The 14,766-nt window shown below is 58.1% G+C and carries 18 protein-coding genes; 12 read left to right on the top strand and 6 right to left on the bottom strand.

The window, feature by feature from the left end:
- Window positions 1–189 precede the first annotated feature (189 nt).
- From AAFN47_RS05570 to AAFN47_RS05560, 3 genes are all read right to left on the bottom strand, one after another.
- Window positions 190–822: an ATP-dependent Clp protease proteolytic subunit gene (locus AAFN47_RS05570; RefSeq protein WP_499808223.1), complete on the bottom strand. Its 633-nt coding sequence runs from the start codon at window positions 820–822 to the stop codon at window positions 190–192.
- Window positions 823–978: 156 nt separating this feature from the next.
- Window positions 979–2,262: an O-acetylhomoserine aminocarboxypropyltransferase gene (locus AAFN47_RS05565; protein WP_499808222.1), complete on the bottom strand. Its 1,284-nt coding sequence runs from the start codon at window positions 2,260–2,262 to the stop codon at window positions 979–981.
- A gap of 61 nt (window positions 2,263–2,323) precedes the next feature.
- The gene (locus AAFN47_RS05560; protein WP_499808221.1) at window positions 2,324–2,866 is read right to left on the bottom strand and encodes a CoA-binding protein; all 543 of its coding nucleotides are present in this window, start codon (window positions 2,864–2,866) and stop codon (window positions 2,324–2,326) included.
- A gap of 184 nt (window positions 2,867–3,050) precedes the next feature.
- Here AAFN47_RS05560 and AAFN47_RS05555 point away from each other — a divergent pair, with 184 nt between their 5' ends.
- From AAFN47_RS05555 to AAFN47_RS05540, 4 genes are all read left to right on the top strand, one after another.
- On the top strand, window positions 3,051–3,353 hold the full coding sequence (locus AAFN47_RS05555) for a hypothetical protein (RefSeq protein ID WP_499808220.1): 303 nt from the start codon (window positions 3,051–3,053) through the stop codon (window positions 3,351–3,353).
- Between the two features lie 98 nt (window positions 3,354–3,451).
- Window positions 3,452–3,754, top strand: coding sequence for a hypothetical protein (locus AAFN47_RS05550; RefSeq protein ID WP_499808219.1), 303 nt, complete (start codon window positions 3,452–3,454; stop codon window positions 3,752–3,754).
- 239 nt (window positions 3,755–3,993) lie between these two features.
- Entirely contained in the window at window positions 3,994–4,302 is a 309-nt protein-coding gene (locus tag AAFN47_RS05545; protein WP_499808218.1) for a hypothetical protein, read from the top strand.
- A gap of 84 nt (window positions 4,303–4,386) precedes the next feature.
- Window positions 4,387–5,313, top strand: a complete 927-nt coding sequence (locus AAFN47_RS05540; protein ID WP_499808217.1) for a metallophosphoesterase — start codon at window positions 4,387–4,389, stop codon at window positions 5,311–5,313.
- Window positions 5,314–5,338: 25 nt separating this feature from the next.
- Here AAFN47_RS05540 and AAFN47_RS05535 read toward each other — a convergent pair whose 3' ends face one another.
- Window positions 5,339–6,160 (bottom strand): enoyl-CoA hydratase, encoded by an 822-nt coding sequence (locus tag AAFN47_RS05535; protein WP_499808216.1) that lies wholly within the window; start codon window positions 6,158–6,160, stop codon window positions 5,339–5,341.
- A gap of 163 nt (window positions 6,161–6,323) precedes the next feature.
- On the opposite strand from AAFN47_RS05535, the gene AAFN47_RS05530 reads away from it, so the two are divergent.
- The 5 genes from AAFN47_RS05530 (at window position 6,324) to AAFN47_RS05510 (ending at window position 9,866) form a co-directional block, all read left to right on the top strand.
- Complete coding sequence (locus AAFN47_RS05530) at window positions 6,324–7,187, top strand: crotonase/enoyl-CoA hydratase family protein (protein ID WP_499808215.1); 864 nt, start codon at window positions 6,324–6,326, stop codon at window positions 7,185–7,187.
- 12 nt (window positions 7,188–7,199) lie between these two features.
- The gene (locus AAFN47_RS05525) at window positions 7,200–7,658 is read left to right on the top strand and encodes a PaaI family thioesterase (RefSeq protein WP_499808214.1); all 459 of its coding nucleotides are present in this window, start codon (window positions 7,200–7,202) and stop codon (window positions 7,656–7,658) included.
- A gap of 229 nt (window positions 7,659–7,887) precedes the next feature.
- Complete coding sequence (rplM, locus tag AAFN47_RS05520; RefSeq protein ID WP_220227218.1) at window positions 7,888–8,352, top strand: 50S ribosomal protein L13; 465 nt, start codon at window positions 7,888–7,890, stop codon at window positions 8,350–8,352.
- Between the two features lie 2 nt (window positions 8,353–8,354).
- Complete coding sequence (rpsI, locus tag AAFN47_RS05515) at window positions 8,355–8,831, top strand: 30S ribosomal protein S9 (protein WP_499808213.1); 477 nt, start codon at window positions 8,355–8,357, stop codon at window positions 8,829–8,831.
- 417 nt (window positions 8,832–9,248) lie between these two features.
- Window positions 9,249–9,866, top strand: coding sequence for a nitroreductase (locus AAFN47_RS05510; protein WP_499808212.1), 618 nt, complete (start codon window positions 9,249–9,251; stop codon window positions 9,864–9,866).
- 12 nt (window positions 9,867–9,878) lie between these two features.
- Here AAFN47_RS05510 and AAFN47_RS05505 read toward each other — a convergent pair whose 3' ends face one another.
- Window positions 9,879–11,051 carry a cytochrome-c peroxidase gene (locus tag AAFN47_RS05505; protein ID WP_499808211.1) on the bottom strand — a complete coding sequence of 391 codons (1,173 nt, stop codon included), beginning with the start codon at window positions 11,049–11,051 and terminating at the stop codon, window positions 9,879–9,881.
- A gap of 102 nt (window positions 11,052–11,153) precedes the next feature.
- Here AAFN47_RS05505 and argC point away from each other — a divergent pair, with 102 nt between their 5' ends.
- On the top strand, window positions 11,154–12,086 hold the full coding sequence (gene argC / locus AAFN47_RS05500) for an N-acetyl-gamma-glutamyl-phosphate reductase (RefSeq protein WP_499808210.1): 933 nt from the start codon (window positions 11,154–11,156) through the stop codon (window positions 12,084–12,086).
- A gap of 4 nt (window positions 12,087–12,090) precedes the next feature.
- Here the strand turns inward: argC and AAFN47_RS05495 are convergent, their stop codons facing one another.
- Window positions 12,091–13,155 (bottom strand): COX15/CtaA family protein, encoded by a 1,065-nt coding sequence (locus AAFN47_RS05495; protein ID WP_499808209.1) that lies wholly within the window; start codon window positions 13,153–13,155, stop codon window positions 12,091–12,093.
- Between the two features lie 148 nt (window positions 13,156–13,303).
- Between AAFN47_RS05495 and AAFN47_RS05490 the strand changes: the two genes are divergently transcribed.
- Both AAFN47_RS05490 and AAFN47_RS05485 read left to right on the top strand, forming a co-directional pair.
- Complete coding sequence (locus AAFN47_RS05490) at window positions 13,304–13,525, top strand: DUF2842 domain-containing protein (protein WP_499808208.1); 222 nt, start codon at window positions 13,304–13,306, stop codon at window positions 13,523–13,525.
- An 80-nt stretch (window positions 13,526–13,605) separates the two neighbouring features.
- The gene (locus tag AAFN47_RS05485) at window positions 13,606–14,760 is read left to right on the top strand and encodes a GNAT family N-acetyltransferase (protein ID WP_499808207.1); all 1,155 of its coding nucleotides are present in this window, start codon (window positions 13,606–13,608) and stop codon (window positions 14,758–14,760) included.
- Window positions 14,761–14,766: the final 6 nt, after the last annotated feature.

Raw genomic sequence — 14,766 nt, 5'->3', positions numbered from 1 at the left:
CCGGTCATGCTCTTCGCCAAATTCAATTAGAGCAACGTCGACAGCGAAAGTCTAACACCGGAGGCTATTCGCATATCCTTGAACATACCCTTAACACCTCATTTTAATGCGCTACACCTGCCGCACCAGTCCCTAATGCGAAATTTTGTTGTAGATTTGTCGCAGTTCCGTCAAAAACGGCGGCCCGCGTCAAGCCTTATCGTCGCCTTCCACAGCCTCGCGGCTGGAAATCACGCGATCGATCAGACCGAAATCCTTCGCCTCGTCCGATGTCATGAAATGATCGCGGTCGAGCGTGTTCTCGATCGTTCCGTAATCCTGACCCGTGTGCTGCACGTAAATTTCGTTCAGCCGGCGCTTCAGTTTGATGATGTCCTGAGCGTGACGCTCGATGTCGGACGCCTGCCCCTGGAAGCCGCCGGAAGGCTGGTGAACCATGATACGGGCGTTCGGCGTGGCGAACCGCATATCCTTGTGGCCTGCGCAAAGAAGGAGCGAGCCCATTGATGCGGCCTGGCCAATGCAGAGCGTTGAGACGGCCGGCTTGATGAACTGCATCGTGTCGTAGATCGCCATGCCCGACGTCACAACGCCGCCAGGCGAATTGATGTAAAGCGCAATTTCCTTCTTGGGATTTTCCGCTTCCAGGAAGAGCAGTTGTGCGCAGACCAGCGTCGCCATCCCGTCCTCGACCGGTCCGGTGATGAAGATGATTCTTTCCTTCAGCAGCCGGGAGAAGATATCGAAAGCCCGTTCGCCTCGATTCGTCTGCTCGACCACCATCGGCACCAGATTGAGTGCAGTCTCGACCGGATTTGACATGAATTTGCCTTTTCTGCTGCTCCGCGTGTGGACCATGGCGGAGAATCATTGAGTGTCTTTCCTGGCTTACATAGGACGCCATCCTATGCGCATTCAAGAGATGGCGCTTTCGGGATTTTATGCGCGGCGGCCAGAAGCCTCCGCGCGCCGATCCAATCAAACAGCCGCCAGCGCCTGTTGGAGATCTCCGATGATGTCCGCCGCATCCTCGATGCCGATAGACAGGCGAACGACGTCCGGACCGGCGCCGGCCGCGACCTGCTGCTCGGGCGAAAGCTGGCGATGGGTCGTCGACGCCGGGTGGATGACCAGCGATCGCGTGTCGCCGATATTGGCGAGATGCGAGAACACCTCCAGCGATTCGACGAAAGTGACGCCTGCGTCGAAGCCGCCCTTCAGGCCAAAGGTGAAGACGGCTCCCGCCCCCTTGGGCGAGTATTTCTTCATCAGGGCATGGTTGGGGTCGTCTTCGAGACCTGAATATGAAACCCACGAAACCTTGTCGTGACCTTTCAGCCATGTGGCCACCTCCAGGGCGTTGTCGCAATGTTTCTGCATCCGCAGTGGAAGCGTTTCGACGCCCGTGAGGAGCATGAAAGCGTTGAACGGCGACAGCGCCGGACCAAGATCGCGCAGGCCAAGCACTCGACAGGCGATGGCGAATCCGAAGTTCCCGAATGTTTCGTGCAGAACCATGCCGCCATATTCGGGCCGCGGCTCTGACAGCATCGGATATTTGCCTGATTCTGACCAGTTGAAGGTTCCGCCATCGACAATGACGCCGCCCATGGAATTGCCATGGCCGCCGATGAATTTGGTCATGGAATGCACCACGACATCAGCGCCGTGCTCGATGGGACGCAGAAGATACGGGCTCGCCATTGTGTTGTCGACGATTAGCGGCAAGCCATGCTTGTGCGCGATATCTGCGATCGCCTTGATATCCACAAAGGTTCCGCCGGGGTTGGCCAGGCTCTCGATGAAGATGGCGCGCGTCCTGTCGTCGATTTGCTGCTCGATCTCGTCAGGATTTGTCGGATCGACCCAGCGGACATGCCAGTCGAAATTCTTGAAGGCGTGGCCGAACTGGTTGATCGAACCGCCGTAGAGCTTGTTGGCCGAAATGAAATTGTCGCCTGGCCGCATAATGGTATGGAACACGATCATTTGCGCCGCATGGCCGGAGGCGACCGCAAGCGCCGCAGTGCCGCCTTCCAGCGCGGCAATGCGCTCCTCAAGAACCGCCTGGGTCGGATTCATGATGCGGGTGTAGATGTTTCCGAACGCCTTCAGTCCAAAGAGCGACGCTGCGTGTTCGGCGTCCTCGAATACGAAACTCGTCGTCTGGTAGATCGGGGTCGCGCGCGCTCCCGTGGTGGGATCCGGCTGGGCGCCGGCGTGTATTGCGAGTGTGCTGAAACCGGGTTCATTGCTGGGCATGAATTTCTCCTGCTGGTTGGTGGTCCTGTTTTCAATGTGTCGCGCCAGACCCGGCGGCGTCTCAGTCGCCCTGTGCGCGATCGAGCTGCGGGCGAATGCCGAGCGCCTGGTAGCCTTTTTGCATTACGGGCTTTTTCGACGAAATCATCCGACTGTTGACGCCATTCCATTTGATCTCGCCGGAGTGCCGGCCATATTCGATTTTGGGACACCGATCCATTACGACCTTTATGCCCGCCGCCTCGGCCTTGCGGGCCGCATCGTCGTTGCGCACAGTCAATTGGGTCCAAAGCACATCCGGCCGATCGTCCAGCGCAAGGATTTCATCGACGATACCCGGCACGGCGTCGGATCCGCGAAACACATCCACCATATCGATATGAACCGGAATGTCCGCGAGCGAGCCATAAACCTCGCGGCCCATGACCTGCTTTCCCGCCAGGCCGGGATTGACCGGATAAACGTCATACCCCTTCGCGAGCAGATATTTCATGACGATGTTGCTGGGTCGCACATCGCGGCCGGACGCGCCGATCATGGCGATCGTCTTTACGGAACGCAGTATCCGGGAAATATAGGATTCCGGATAGGTATCGTGATCCATTTCAAACTCTCGGGTAACGTATACTTGACTTTTGGCGGAGCGCTGCAGCCTAACTTCGTGTGGCGCACTGCCTTAACAGCATATAATGTAGCGCTCAACAGGCGATGTGTTGCAGTTGTTTCAGCCTGGCGTCGTCGCCTTTCGACCGACGCCGGTTCAAACGGTTGAAAAGAGGAGATCGAAGGTGAGGAAATTGACGGCCATTGCAATGTGCGCGGTGATTTACGCCATGCCCGCAAATGCTATCAACAATTACAATACAACGAACCTGACCTGCGCGCGAACCCAGGCGATACTGCAACAGGAAGGCGCCGCAGTGCTGCATTACAGAAATCCGCACAAACCATCCATACCGCTCTATGACGTCTACGCCAAGAATTCGGGTTATTGCGGTTATGGCCAATACGCGAAACCCTATTTCGTGCCGACCAAGGACAACCCGAAATGCCGCGCGCGGATCTGCAAGGATCAGTCGATCTCCCGTTGATGCGCTTCAGGCGACGCGATAGATAACAAGTTGTCTTTTCATCCTTCAACACATACGGTTAGAAGGTGCGCATTCCGACGCGCTGAGGACCCCTTATCGTGAGAAAAGTTGTACTCCTGACATTGATGGTTGTCGCCACGACCTTACCTGCGAACGCAATCAGTCGTTACGACGCCACCTCTCACACCTGCATCAAAATTCAGGCGATAGTGAAACTGGAAGGCTCGGTCGTGCTGCGCTACCCTTCGCCGCGAGACTACAAACTGACGCTTTACGAAACCTACGCCGCGGATTCGGGGCAATGCGAATACGGCCAGTTCGCAAAGCCGTCCTGGGTTCCCTCGCAGGACAAGAAACGCTGTCGCGTCAGGGTTTGCGCCGATCAAGCCTCGGACTACTGATAATTACGGTCTTTGGCGACGGTGCGATGCGCCAGACCGTGTGGTGAAACCCACATTCCAGCGCCGAGCTGCACGCTAGTGTTCCGACGTTGACGCTTGCCCACCTTGCAGGATGACAAGACCAAGCGTTGGCGATGATTGGCACACAAGGCAGATATTTGTTTATAGTTTACCTTGCAACAGTGTTTGCTGTTTGCGATCAACGAGTACTGCTGTGCAGTTGATATAGGAGATTGGCGTTGAAAAGAACTGTCGTATTGGCCATTTGCGCCGCCACTATTGCAATGCCGGCTCATGCGCTCAGCCGCTACGATGCGACGAGACTGAGTTGCGCACGTATTCAGGAAATACTGAAATCCGAGGGCGCGGCGGTGTTGCGCTACCCCTCGCCGCGCATTCCGGCTCTGACGCTCTATGACACCTATGCGTTTCACTCGGGCCATTGCGGTTACGATCAGTACGCCAAACCATCCTATGTGCCGTCTCAGGATCGCAAACGCTGCCCGGTTCGGGTTTGCACCGATAACAGCCGGACCGGCGACTTTTAAACGCCACACTTGTGTTCCATCGAGGCTTGAGCCGACCCGTAAGCGGGTCGACCCCCGCACCAATGAACTCGATGCGCAACGCAATTGTTTACTCGCAGGACATTTCTGAAAGGCATTGGCGCCGCTGTCCTCGGCGGCGTGTCGCTGGGCGCCTACGCCGTGGCGGGAGAACCCTCCCGTCTGGTTACCCGCACTTACAGCGTTACCCCGGCGCGTTGGCCCAAAGGGTTTCGTCTGCGAATCGCCGTGCTCGCCGACATCCATGCCTGCCGTCCCTGGATGCCGCCTGAGCGCATCCGGTCGATCTGCGACCGAACCAACGCCCTTGCACCGGACATCACGCTGCTGCTCGGCGACTATTGCACCGGGCAGAAAGGCATATCCGGAGAGGTTTCCGTCGAAGAATGGTCTGAAGCCTTGTCTGGACTTTCCGCTCCGCTCGGCGTTCACGCGGTTCTTGGCAATCACGACTGGTGGGAAGACGAAGCTGCGCAGCAGAGAGGCCACGGGCCGATTGTCAGTCAGACAGCGCTCGAAATCGTCGGAGTTCAGGTCTACGAAAACCACGCTGTGCGCATCGAAAAGGACGGACAGGCTTTCTGGCTCGCCGGACTGGGCGATCAGGTAGCGCTAACGCCGCGTTACGGACGCTCGCGCTGGAGCGGCGTCGACGATCTCAGCGCAACCCTGGCCATGGTGACGGATGACGCGCCTGTCATCCTGATGGCGCATGAACCGGATATTTTTCCTCAGGCGCCATTACGCGTTTCGCTGACATTGTCTGGCCACACCCATGGCGGCCAGATCCGCCTGTTTGGTTATTCACCCTATGTCCCGTCCAGATACCATAACCGGTACGCCTACGGGCACATCGTTGAAACAAGACCTGGAGTAAGCGATATACGACCGGCGACGCCCCGAGACCTGATAGTCTCTGGCGGGCTCGGCTGCTCTATTCTGCCCGTACGCTTCGGCATGCCGCCGGAGATCGTTGTGGTGGAGATCGGCTGACGCGCGGTCAGGCGACCCTGGTGGTTCAGCGGCCGGTCCATTCAGGGTCGCGCTTTTCCAGAAAAGCGTTAATGCCTTCCTCGGCGTCGCGGGCAAGCATGTTTTCAGTCATCACCCAGGCCGCATAGTCGTATGCCTCGGCGAGCGGCCGATCCATCTGTTGATAAAAGGCGCCCTTGCCGATTTTCAGGGTCAATGGCGACTTCGAGGCGATCACCGAAGCATATTTGTCGGAAACGGTGCGTAGATACTCTTTGGGCACGACCCGGTTCACTAGCCCATATTCCTTGGCGGCGGAGGCGTCGACGGGCTCGCCGGTGAGTAGCATTTCCATGGCCTGCTTGCGGTGCGCGGCGCGCGAAATTGCGACCATCGGCGTCGAACAGAAGAGACCGATATTGACGCCTGGCGTGCAGAAGGTCGACGTATCGGTGCATATGGCGAGATCGCAGGTTGCGACAAGCTGACAACCGGCGGCTGTCGCCAGCCCGTCGACTTCCGCGATAACCGGCTTCGGCAGATTCGTGATCTGCAGCATCAGGTCGGAACACATGCGCATGGTTTGCTCGAAGAACGCCCTGCCCCGGTCCGCGTCCTCGCGATGCCCGGTCATCTCCTTGAGATCATGCCCGGCGGAAAACAGCTTGCCGCTGGCGGCGATCACGACAACGCTAACCTCCCGATTCTCCTCCGCCGCCGCAAGTTCGTCGCGCAGCGTCTGCATCAGGGCGATGGACAAGGCGTTTGCCGGCGGATTGTTCAAGGTCAGTCTCAGGATGCCGTTGGCAAGTTGGCTGATGACAAGCGCCTTGTCGTTATCATTGGTCTTTGCTGCGGCCTGTGCCATGGCGTCCTCCGGTCATTCGCGAGTAGCAGTGGTGTTTCAGACACTCTTATACTGCAATTGCGCCGTCGTGACAGCAGGGAGACCGGTTTTCACGGCGCTGCTTTCAAGGCTTGGCAGAACGGCGTTTTGTTTTTACGTTTACGTCAACGTTAGGGAGGAATGGATGAACAAGGTTCTGTTCGAAAAGGACGGGCGCGTTGGGCGCATCACGCTGAACCGTCCTGAAGTAATGAATGCGATCGACGACGAATTGCCTGGAGAGCTCGAACGCGCAGTGGATCGCGCCAATTCCGATCCGGACGTTCATGTGATCGTTCTGTCCGGCGCAGGCAAGGCGTTCTGCGCGGGTTACGATCTAGCCTATTATGCGCAGGCGACAGGCGGTTCAGGCAACGAAGCGACCCAACAAATGCCATGGGACCCCATGAAGGACTACGCTTTCATGATGCGCAACACGCAGCATTTCATGTCTCTGTGGCGTTCGCACAAGCCGGTGATCGCCAAGGTGCACGGCTATGCCGTGGCCGGTGGTTCCGATATTGCGCTTTGCTGCGACATGATCGTGATGGCCGACAACGCGCAGATCGGATACATGCCGACCCGGGTCTGGGGATGCCCCACGACCGCCATGTGGGTTTATCGGCTTGGACCGGAGAAGGCCAAGCGCATGCTATTTACGGGGGACAAGATCGATGGTCGGGAGGCGCAGGACCTGGGGCTGATCCTGAAATCCGTGCCGGAAGACGAACTCGACGACGCAGTGGACACCCTTGCCGATCGCATTTCGGGCGTGCCGGTCAACCAGCTCATGATGCAGAAGCTGGTGGTCAACCAGGCGATCGAAGCAATGGGGCTCCACCAGACGCAAATGTTCGCCACGCTGTTTGACGGCGTCACGCGGCATTCGCCGGAAGGACTGAACTTCAAGGCGCGCGCCGAGGAATTCGGCTGGAAACAGGCGGCGAGAGAACGCGACCTCGGCACCTTCGACTGGACACAAAACCGACCGATCAATCCCGGCAAATAGGCGGCGAAACCAATGAACGCTATCGCATACGAACCGAAAATGACCGCCGCGGAAGTCAATGAATTTCTGCGTGAGGTGTATCCGGAGCTGAACGGAAAAGAGCCGGATTATCATGCTATCGATGTCTTTCCGGGAGGATGCAAGGTGCGTCTGGAAGCCGGCGGCAGACATATCAGGCCAGGCGGAACGGTATCGGGGCCTTCGCTTTTCACGCTCGCCGATATCGGCGGATATGTCTGCGTGCTGACCCATGCCGGCGCCGACGCCCTGTCGGTGACGACCAACATCAACATCAACTTCATGCGCAAGGCCGACCCCGGCCCTATCGACGGCGTCTGCCGCATTCTCAAACTCGGCAAGTCGCTCATGGTCTTCGACATCGACATCCGCAACGGCTCCGACGGGCTGACCGTCGCACATGCGACCGGCACCTATTCGATCCCGCCAAAACGGACAAAAACGTCCGGATAACAGTCTATTCTCATACGGTAATATGATACCTATTTTTTAAAATATTGATTCTATTGCATGAATTACGAAACATCCGAAACCTTTCTGCTTGACGGCGCCTATGCGACGGCCTATAAGCCTCGCTCAATGTCGGTCCTTCGCGGGGCCGACATGTTTTTTGCTGGCGCAAGCCGGCCCCAAGCAACAAGAAACGCCTTTGGCGACAAAGGTTCAGGAAAGAGAAACCCGAATGAAAACCTTCTCACAGAAGCCCGCCGAGGTGGAGAAGAAGTGGATACTGATCGACGCTGAAGGTCTCGTCGTCGGCCGCCTCGCTTCCATCGTGGCCATGCGCCTGCGCGGCAAGCACAAAGCCTCCTACACTCCTCATGTGGATGATGGCGACAATGTCGTGATCATTAACGCCGGTAAAGCCGTTTTCACCGGCAAAAAGTACACCGACAAGAAGTATTACTGGCACACCGGTTATCCCGGCGGCATCAAGGAGCGCACCGCTCGCCAGATTTTCGAGGGCCGCTTCCCGGAGCGCGTGATCGAAAAGGCCATTGAGCGGATGATACCGCGCGGCCCGCTCGGCCGTCGCCAGATGAAGAACCTGCGCGTCTATCCGGGCGCAGAACATCCGCATGAAGCACAGCAGCCGGTCAAGCTCGACGTCGGCGCTATGAATTCCAAGAATGTAAGGACCGCCTGATCATGGCTGAACTCAATTCCCTCGAAGAACTGGGCTCCGCGGCCGAAACCGCGGAAATCCAGGCTCCCGTGCATGTCCAGAAGCTGGACGAATTCGGCCGCTCCTATGCGACCGGCAAGCGCAAGGACGCCGTCGCGCGCGTCTGGATCAAGCCCGGCACCGGCAAGATCACGGTCAACAAGAAAGACTTCACTGAGTATTTCGCGCGCCCGGTTCTGCAGATGATCCTGCAGCAGCCGATCCTGGCGGCGGCCCGTGACGGCCAGTTCGATGTAGTCGCGACAGTCGCCGGCGGCGGCTTGTCCGGACAGGCAGGCGCTGTGCGTCACGGCATTTCCAAGGCGCTGACCCTCTATGAGCCCAGCCTTCGCTCGGTTCTTAAGAAGGGCGGCTTCCTGACCCGCGACAGCCGTGTTGTGGAACGCAAGAAATACGGCCGGGCAAAGGCTCGCCGCTCCTTCCAGTTCTCCAAGCGCTGATCGACAGCCTTTTATATCGACTATCGAACGCCCGCAGCGATGCGGGCGTTTTTGTTTGCCGGCACTGATCCCGGATATTATCAGTTTATGCGTCATCGTGATGACACGGCAGGGCCAAGGAGAGCTGGACGGGCATCATTATGTGTCTCGTCAAAATCGTCGTGACGTCGCTGATGGTCCTCGGGCTTTCATGGCTCAGTGGGCGCGTGAGCCTGCGAATTGCTGGCATTTTCGCAGGTCTTCCGCTCGGCATCGTCGTCAGTCTATCTCGCGGTCATCGCGTTGGTCGTCTGGAAACAAACGTCCCGTCAGGCCGTTGCATAGCGTCTGCTCTTTTGGATCCCGAAGCCGGATCGGTTGACACTCCTGTTCGACGACGGCAGACACGCTACCCGATATTCCCGCTCAGGAGACACAATGAACGTTTCAGAAGCCCTCGCAACGCGTATCAGCTGCCGCGCCTTCAAACCGGACCCTGTCAACAGCGAGACGGTGCGCGCCATCATCGACGGCGCCCGCTTTGCTCCGTCGGGCGGCAATCTGCAGCCCTGGAGTCTCTTTGCCGTCTCGGGGGCGCCCCTCGCCCGGATTTTCGATGACGTCTATCCTCCCGACCTGAAGGAGCCGTATGCAGCCCGGCGGTTCAAATGCGGCGAAGATCTCTACGCCTCGATCGGGATCGATCGATACGACAAGCCAGGACGCATCCGCCAGTTCCGGCGCAATTTCGAGATGTTCGGGGCGCCTGTCGGGCTCTTCGTCTATATCGACCGGACGATGGGACCGCCGCAATGGTCTGACGTCGGCATGTTCCTGCAAAGCGTCATGCTGCTTGCCCGCGAGCATGGCCTTCACACATGCGCGCAGGAAGCCTGGGTCCAATGGCACACGACGATCGACGAACATCTGAAACCGCCGGCCGATTGGATGCTGTTTTGTGGCATCGCAGTCGGCTACATGGACGAAGACCATCCGATCAACACGCTGCGGACCGAGCGCGCACCGGTCGACGAGATCGTCACATTTCTGGGGTGATCAGAAAACACTCTATTCATTCAGCAAGTGTTCGAAGCGCGCATCGGTAAGCGTCTTCAGGAATGCGACAAGCGCGTCGATATCGTCCTCTGACAGCGGCAGCCCAGTTTCAAGCTCCGCGCGTGACAGGCTGTGCGTAAACTCCGGCGAGCCCCAGGCCACGCCGGTTTCCGGATTGATCTGGTAGATAGGATCGTCTGTAAGATACCGATTATAGAACAGCACGGTGGTTCTCAGATCGTTGAACACGCCATTGTGCATATAGGGCCCGGTCACCGCCACATTGCGCAGCGTGGGAACCTTGATCTTTCCGGCTTCGGAGGGATCATCAACGCCTGCGTTGGCGAGCAGGCCGAGATCCGCCCTGACATCGCCGCCACCGTTGGCCTTGCGCACAGCTTTGTTCACCGGCGCGCCGACATTGTGGTACTCGTAATTGGAGAAAGTCTCTTCCAGCTCTGCCGGCCCGTCGCGCAACCGGTGACAGAGCGCGCAATTGGTAAAACCTTCGGCGAAGAACAGCTCCCGCCCCCTTTCCTCCTCCGGCGTGAGCGTCGCTTCGCCAGCCAGGAACCGGTCGTAACGGGAATCAAACGGACGAAAAAACGCAGAACGCTCGAAAGCTGCGATGCTTGCGACCAGGGCGTCGTAGGCCGTTTCAGTATCGTCGAAGACGGCCTCTCCGTAATACTTGCGGAACGCCGCGACATAATCCTGGTTTTCCTGCACTCTTGCTACGACGGCGCGCTTTTCGAGCATTCCCATCTCGGCCGGATTGAGCAATGGCGTCACCGCCTGTTCCTCCAGTGTGGCCGCGCGCCCATCCAGAAAGAAACCGCCCCTGTAGCGTCCCGTCTCGGCTTTATGAAAAGCGGGAATGAAGCCGACATAGCCTATGGACGGCGCATTTCTGTCGCCCAGCGAAATCCCGTCATCGCCCATAGAGACAGCGCGTGAAACGCCGGCGCCCGCCCCATTGTCGCGCATATCGACAAAGCCGTGGTCCGGCGCGTGACAGGTGGCGCAGGATTGCGTGCGGTTCATCGAGAGATTGCGGTCGTGATACAGCAACGCGCCCAGTTCCTCGACCATTTCATGGGACGGATCGATAGCGCCGGCCGGCAGACAGAAGGCAATCAGAAACGTTCCGCAAGCCAGGATATTTCCGATCAGATTCACAAACACGATTTGGCTGCGCATCCCGTTGGACATGGTTTACATGCTATACTATATAGCGCGGCGGAACTTTGACACTGCGCATTGCGCCTTTAACCGGAAACCAGGGACATGAAACCGAAGATATTCATCGATGGCGAACACGGAACGACCGGCTTGCAGATCCGCACGCGTCTGGCCGACCGCCGCGACATTGATGTCCTGTCCATTCCGGTTGAAGAGCGGCGCAACGAACAGATGCGGACCGATCTGCTCAATGAAGCGGACATCGCCATTCTATGCCTTCCCGACGTTGCTTCGCGGCAGGCAGTCGACATGCTTGAAGGCAACAATTCAACGCGGGTGATCGATTCCAGCACCGCCTACCGGATCGATCCCGACTGGGCCTACGGCTTCGCTGAAATGGCGAAAGGCCAGGCCGAAAAAATCGGGAGCGCGCGGTTCGTCGCCAATCCGGGATGCTATCCGACAGGCGCGATCGCCTTGATCCGGCCGTTGCGGGAAGCCGGCGTTCTACCCGGAGACTATCCCGTTACCGTCAACGCGGTCTCCGGTTATACGGGCGGCGGCAAGGCGCTGATCGCACAAATGGAAGACGAAACGGCCGATGATCATATCGCCGCGCCGCTTTTCGCCTACGGTCTTGGACTGAACCACAAGCATGTGCCCGAAATCACGGAACACGGCCTGCTCGACGCGGCGCCGATCTTTTCGCCGAGCGTCGGTCGTTTTCCTCAGGGAATGCTGGTGCAATTACCCCTGTTCCTCGACCGGTTGAAGGGCGCGCAGAAGCTCGGCGATATCCATGCGCTTCTCGCCGATCACTACGCCGGACAGTCAATTGTCGAGTTGGTCCCGATGGAAGAGTCGGCCGCCCTCAAGCGCATTGTGGCGACGGAGCTCGCCGGCAAGGACACGATGAAGCTTTTCGTCTGCGGCAACGAAGCCACAGGTCAGGTCAATCTCATCGCAATCCTGGACAATCTCGGCAAAGGCGCCTCCGGCGCCGCTGTGCAGAACATGAACCTGATGCTCGCGGCCTGATCAATCAGGCCGCGGCCAACGCTTTTTTCGGATACCTGTAACTGCCGTAATAGGCGCGCCAGTGCGCGACGGCGAAACCGAGCACCAGCAGCGCCACGGCCTGATGCGTCAGCGCCAGATGCATGGGCACGACCAGCAGAAGCGTTGCTATCCCGATGATCGCCTGGATAGTCACCAATGCGAAGAGGACAACACTCCGCCTGGCGTGGGTGGTGTTGGGCGCTGCGCGCAATGACGCAATCATGTGCCAGCCCGCCAACACCCATAGCAGATAGGCGACCATGCGATGGTCGAACTGTACGGTGAGCGCGTTCTCGAAAAGGTTGATGAACCAGGGTTTCATGATGAACAGGCCGGAAGGAACGAACTGGCCATCCATCAACGGCCAGGTGTTGCTGGCAAGCCCTGCCTTCATGCCGGCGACCAGACCGCCTAGATAAATCTGCACAAGCACGAGACAGGCGATCGTTCCAGAATAGGCGGATGAGGACGGCGTCGGCGCCGCATCGTTGGAATGCCGACCAATGCCCCGCCAGACCCAAACGATGGCGGCGAATATGAAACATGCGAGAGTCAGATGCGTGGCGAGACGGTACTGACTGACGTCGATCCGGTCGACGAGGCCGGAGGCCACCATCCACCAGCCAACGAAACCCTGCAGACCTCCCAGCGCCAGAATGCCAAGAAGAGGGAGTTTCAGCCTGTCCTCGACCCGGCCGGTCAGCCAGAAGAACGCAAGAGGCGCGGCGAAGAGAATTCCGACGCTGCGCGCAAGCAACCGGTGCGCCCATTCCCACCAGAAGATGAATTTGAACGCGTCAAGGCTCATCCCCTTGTTGACCTGCTCATACTCCGGGATCGCCTTGTAAAGCTCCAGTTCTTCCTGCCACTCCGCCTCATTCAAGGGCGGGATGACGCCATGGATCGGTTTCCACTGGGTAATGGAAAGCCCGGAATCCGTCATACGCGTGGCTCCGCCAACGATCACGAGCGCGGTAATGGCCAGAAGGACGATGAACAGCCACCAGCGAAGCAGCCTGCGATTGTTGGAGAGAGTTCTTTCGGACATATGGTCAGCAGTTGGTTGTTTGAACGCCCATTTGGAGCACTGTTCCGGCTAAAGCAAGGTGCAAACTGTCTCACCTGACCGTGCACACAAAAATGGCTTGCAGGTTTCGCCAAAACCGTTACTCCGTGCCGCAGCAACAGGACAACCTATGCCTATTCGTCTGAAAAAACTGATTGGAAGCCTGCTGATCGTCGCGCTGGCGATCATCTACGCGCTCGTAGCAACGACGATCGCGACCTACAGGCTTGCGGAATCGCCTTGGTGGATCCATCTGCTCTATTTCTTCGTGAGTGGCCTGATTTGGATAATCCCCGCGATGTTCCTGATCCGGTGGATGCAGGGACGGCCGGAAGGAAACGAAAAGTCGTAAGGGCTTTCTCCGGCCGACAGGCTCTATTTACTCCTTGCCGCTAGAATGGCCTCCAAGAGCCGACAATGGCCGATGGAACCATGACCAAAACGCTGAGCATTACACATACCGATGATATCACGCCGCTTGAAAAGGAGTGGCGTGAACTGGAGACTCTGCCCCAGTGCAGCATTCACCAGAGCTATCATTGGTGCCGCGCATGGTCCGGGCGCGACAGTCGGCCGCTCTTCATTGTCGGGCGTTTCACGGCCGGAGAGTTTGATGGACGAATTGCGTTCGTCCTGCCGCTTTCGATCAGGAAAGCGGGTCCGTTGCGTATTGCGGGCTATGCAGGCGGCACGTTCAACAATCTTAATTTTGGTCTCTTCCATCCGGATTTCATCGCAATTTCAACGCCGCACGCCATGTGGAACGTCATCGACCAGGTTCGAAAGGTCGTGGATGGGGTCGATCTGCTGTTGCTGGAAAGACATCCGGAAACTTGGCGTGGATTTGCGCATCCCTTTGCAAACCTGCCGCATTTCGAGGACCAGAACAGATCGTTCCAGGTTTCGCTGGAGAGCGATTTCGAGACGGTGGTCAGACGCGGGAATGCGAAACGACGGCGCAAGAAATTTCGCACTTCGGCAAAGCTCCTGGAAGCCCTTGGCGGCTACGACTACGTTCAGGCGGCGACACCGCAAGAAGCTCGCGCGCTCCTTGACTGTTTCTATGAACAAAAAGCTGCCCGCTTTAACATGAAGGGCATTCCGGATGTCTTCGCATCGCAGAGCATTCAGGAGTTGTTCAAGGACCTCGCCGCCGGTTGCTTCGAAGAGGTGCGAAAACCGCTCGAAATGCACGCCATCCGTCTCAGGGTCGACGGCAGACCGATCGCCATCGCCGGTCTCTCAGTGAAAGACGGACACGTCATTTGCCAGTTCAGTTCGTTCGAAAGCGGCGAAACCGAGAATGCGAGCCCAGGAGACCTGCTCTTCTATCACATGATCAAAAACGCGTGCGAAAGCGGCAAGGAACTCTTTGATTTCGGCGTCGGCGACGAGCAATTCAAGCGCAACTGGTGCGACGTCGAAACGCAACTCTACGACTGTGTAATCGCGCTGACTGCGAAGGGGCGCGCAGGCGCCGTCGCAGTCGCCGGATTGACGCATGCAAAACGCATGATCAAAACCAATCCGCGCCTGTTCGCGCTGGCGCGCAAGGCGAGAATGGCTCTGCGACGCAAGACAGACTGAGGATAT

Source organism: Hoeflea sp. CAU 1731, from assembly GCF_039888615.1.
In the GTDB taxonomy this organism is placed as follows: domain Bacteria; phylum Pseudomonadota; class Alphaproteobacteria; order Rhizobiales; family Rhizobiaceae; genus Flavimaribacter.
The sequence above is the reverse complement of the archived record's forward strand: the minus strand, read 5'-3'. Positions and strand labels throughout refer to the sequence as shown.

Excerpts from the sequence above, each read along its gene's own strand:
- AAFN47_RS05570 (WP_499808223.1), bottom strand. The coding sequence starts at position 822 with ATGTCAAATCCGGTCGAGACTGCACTCAATCTGGTGCCGATGGTGGTC.
- AAFN47_RS05490 (WP_499808208.1), top strand. The coding sequence starts at position 13,304 with ATGCCTATTCGTCTGAAAAAACTGATTGGAAGCCTGCTGATCGTCGCG.
- AAFN47_RS05485 (WP_499808207.1), top strand. The coding sequence starts at position 13,606 with ATGACCAAAACGCTGAGCATTACACATACCGATGATATCACGCCGCTT.
- AAFN47_RS05560 (WP_499808221.1), bottom strand. The coding sequence starts at position 2,866 with ATGGATCACGATACCTATCCGGAATCCTATATTTCCCGGATACTGCGT.
- AAFN47_RS05510 (WP_499808212.1), top strand. The coding sequence starts at position 9,249 with ATGAACGTTTCAGAAGCCCTCGCAACGCGTATCAGCTGCCGCGCCTTC.
- AAFN47_RS05525 (WP_499808214.1), top strand. The coding sequence starts at position 7,200 with ATGAACGCTATCGCATACGAACCGAAAATGACCGCCGCGGAAGTCAAT.
- AAFN47_RS05565 (WP_499808222.1), bottom strand. The coding sequence starts at position 2,262 with ATGCCCAGCAATGAACCCGGTTTCAGCACACTCGCAATACACGCCGGC.
- AAFN47_RS05530 (WP_499808215.1), top strand. The coding sequence starts at position 6,324 with ATGAACAAGGTTCTGTTCGAAAAGGACGGGCGCGTTGGGCGCATCACG.
- rpsI (WP_499808213.1), top strand. The coding sequence starts at position 8,355 with ATGGCTGAACTCAATTCCCTCGAAGAACTGGGCTCCGCGGCCGAAACC.
- argC (WP_499808210.1), top strand. The coding sequence starts at position 11,154 with ATGAAACCGAAGATATTCATCGATGGCGAACACGGAACGACCGGCTTG.
- AAFN47_RS05495 (WP_499808209.1), bottom strand. The coding sequence starts at position 13,155 with ATGTCCGAAAGAACTCTCTCCAACAATCGCAGGCTGCTTCGCTGGTGG.
- AAFN47_RS05535 (WP_499808216.1), bottom strand. The coding sequence starts at position 6,160 with ATGGCACAGGCCGCAGCAAAGACCAATGATAACGACAAGGCGCTTGTC.
- rplM (WP_220227218.1), top strand. The coding sequence starts at position 7,888 with ATGAAAACCTTCTCACAGAAGCCCGCCGAGGTGGAGAAGAAGTGGATA.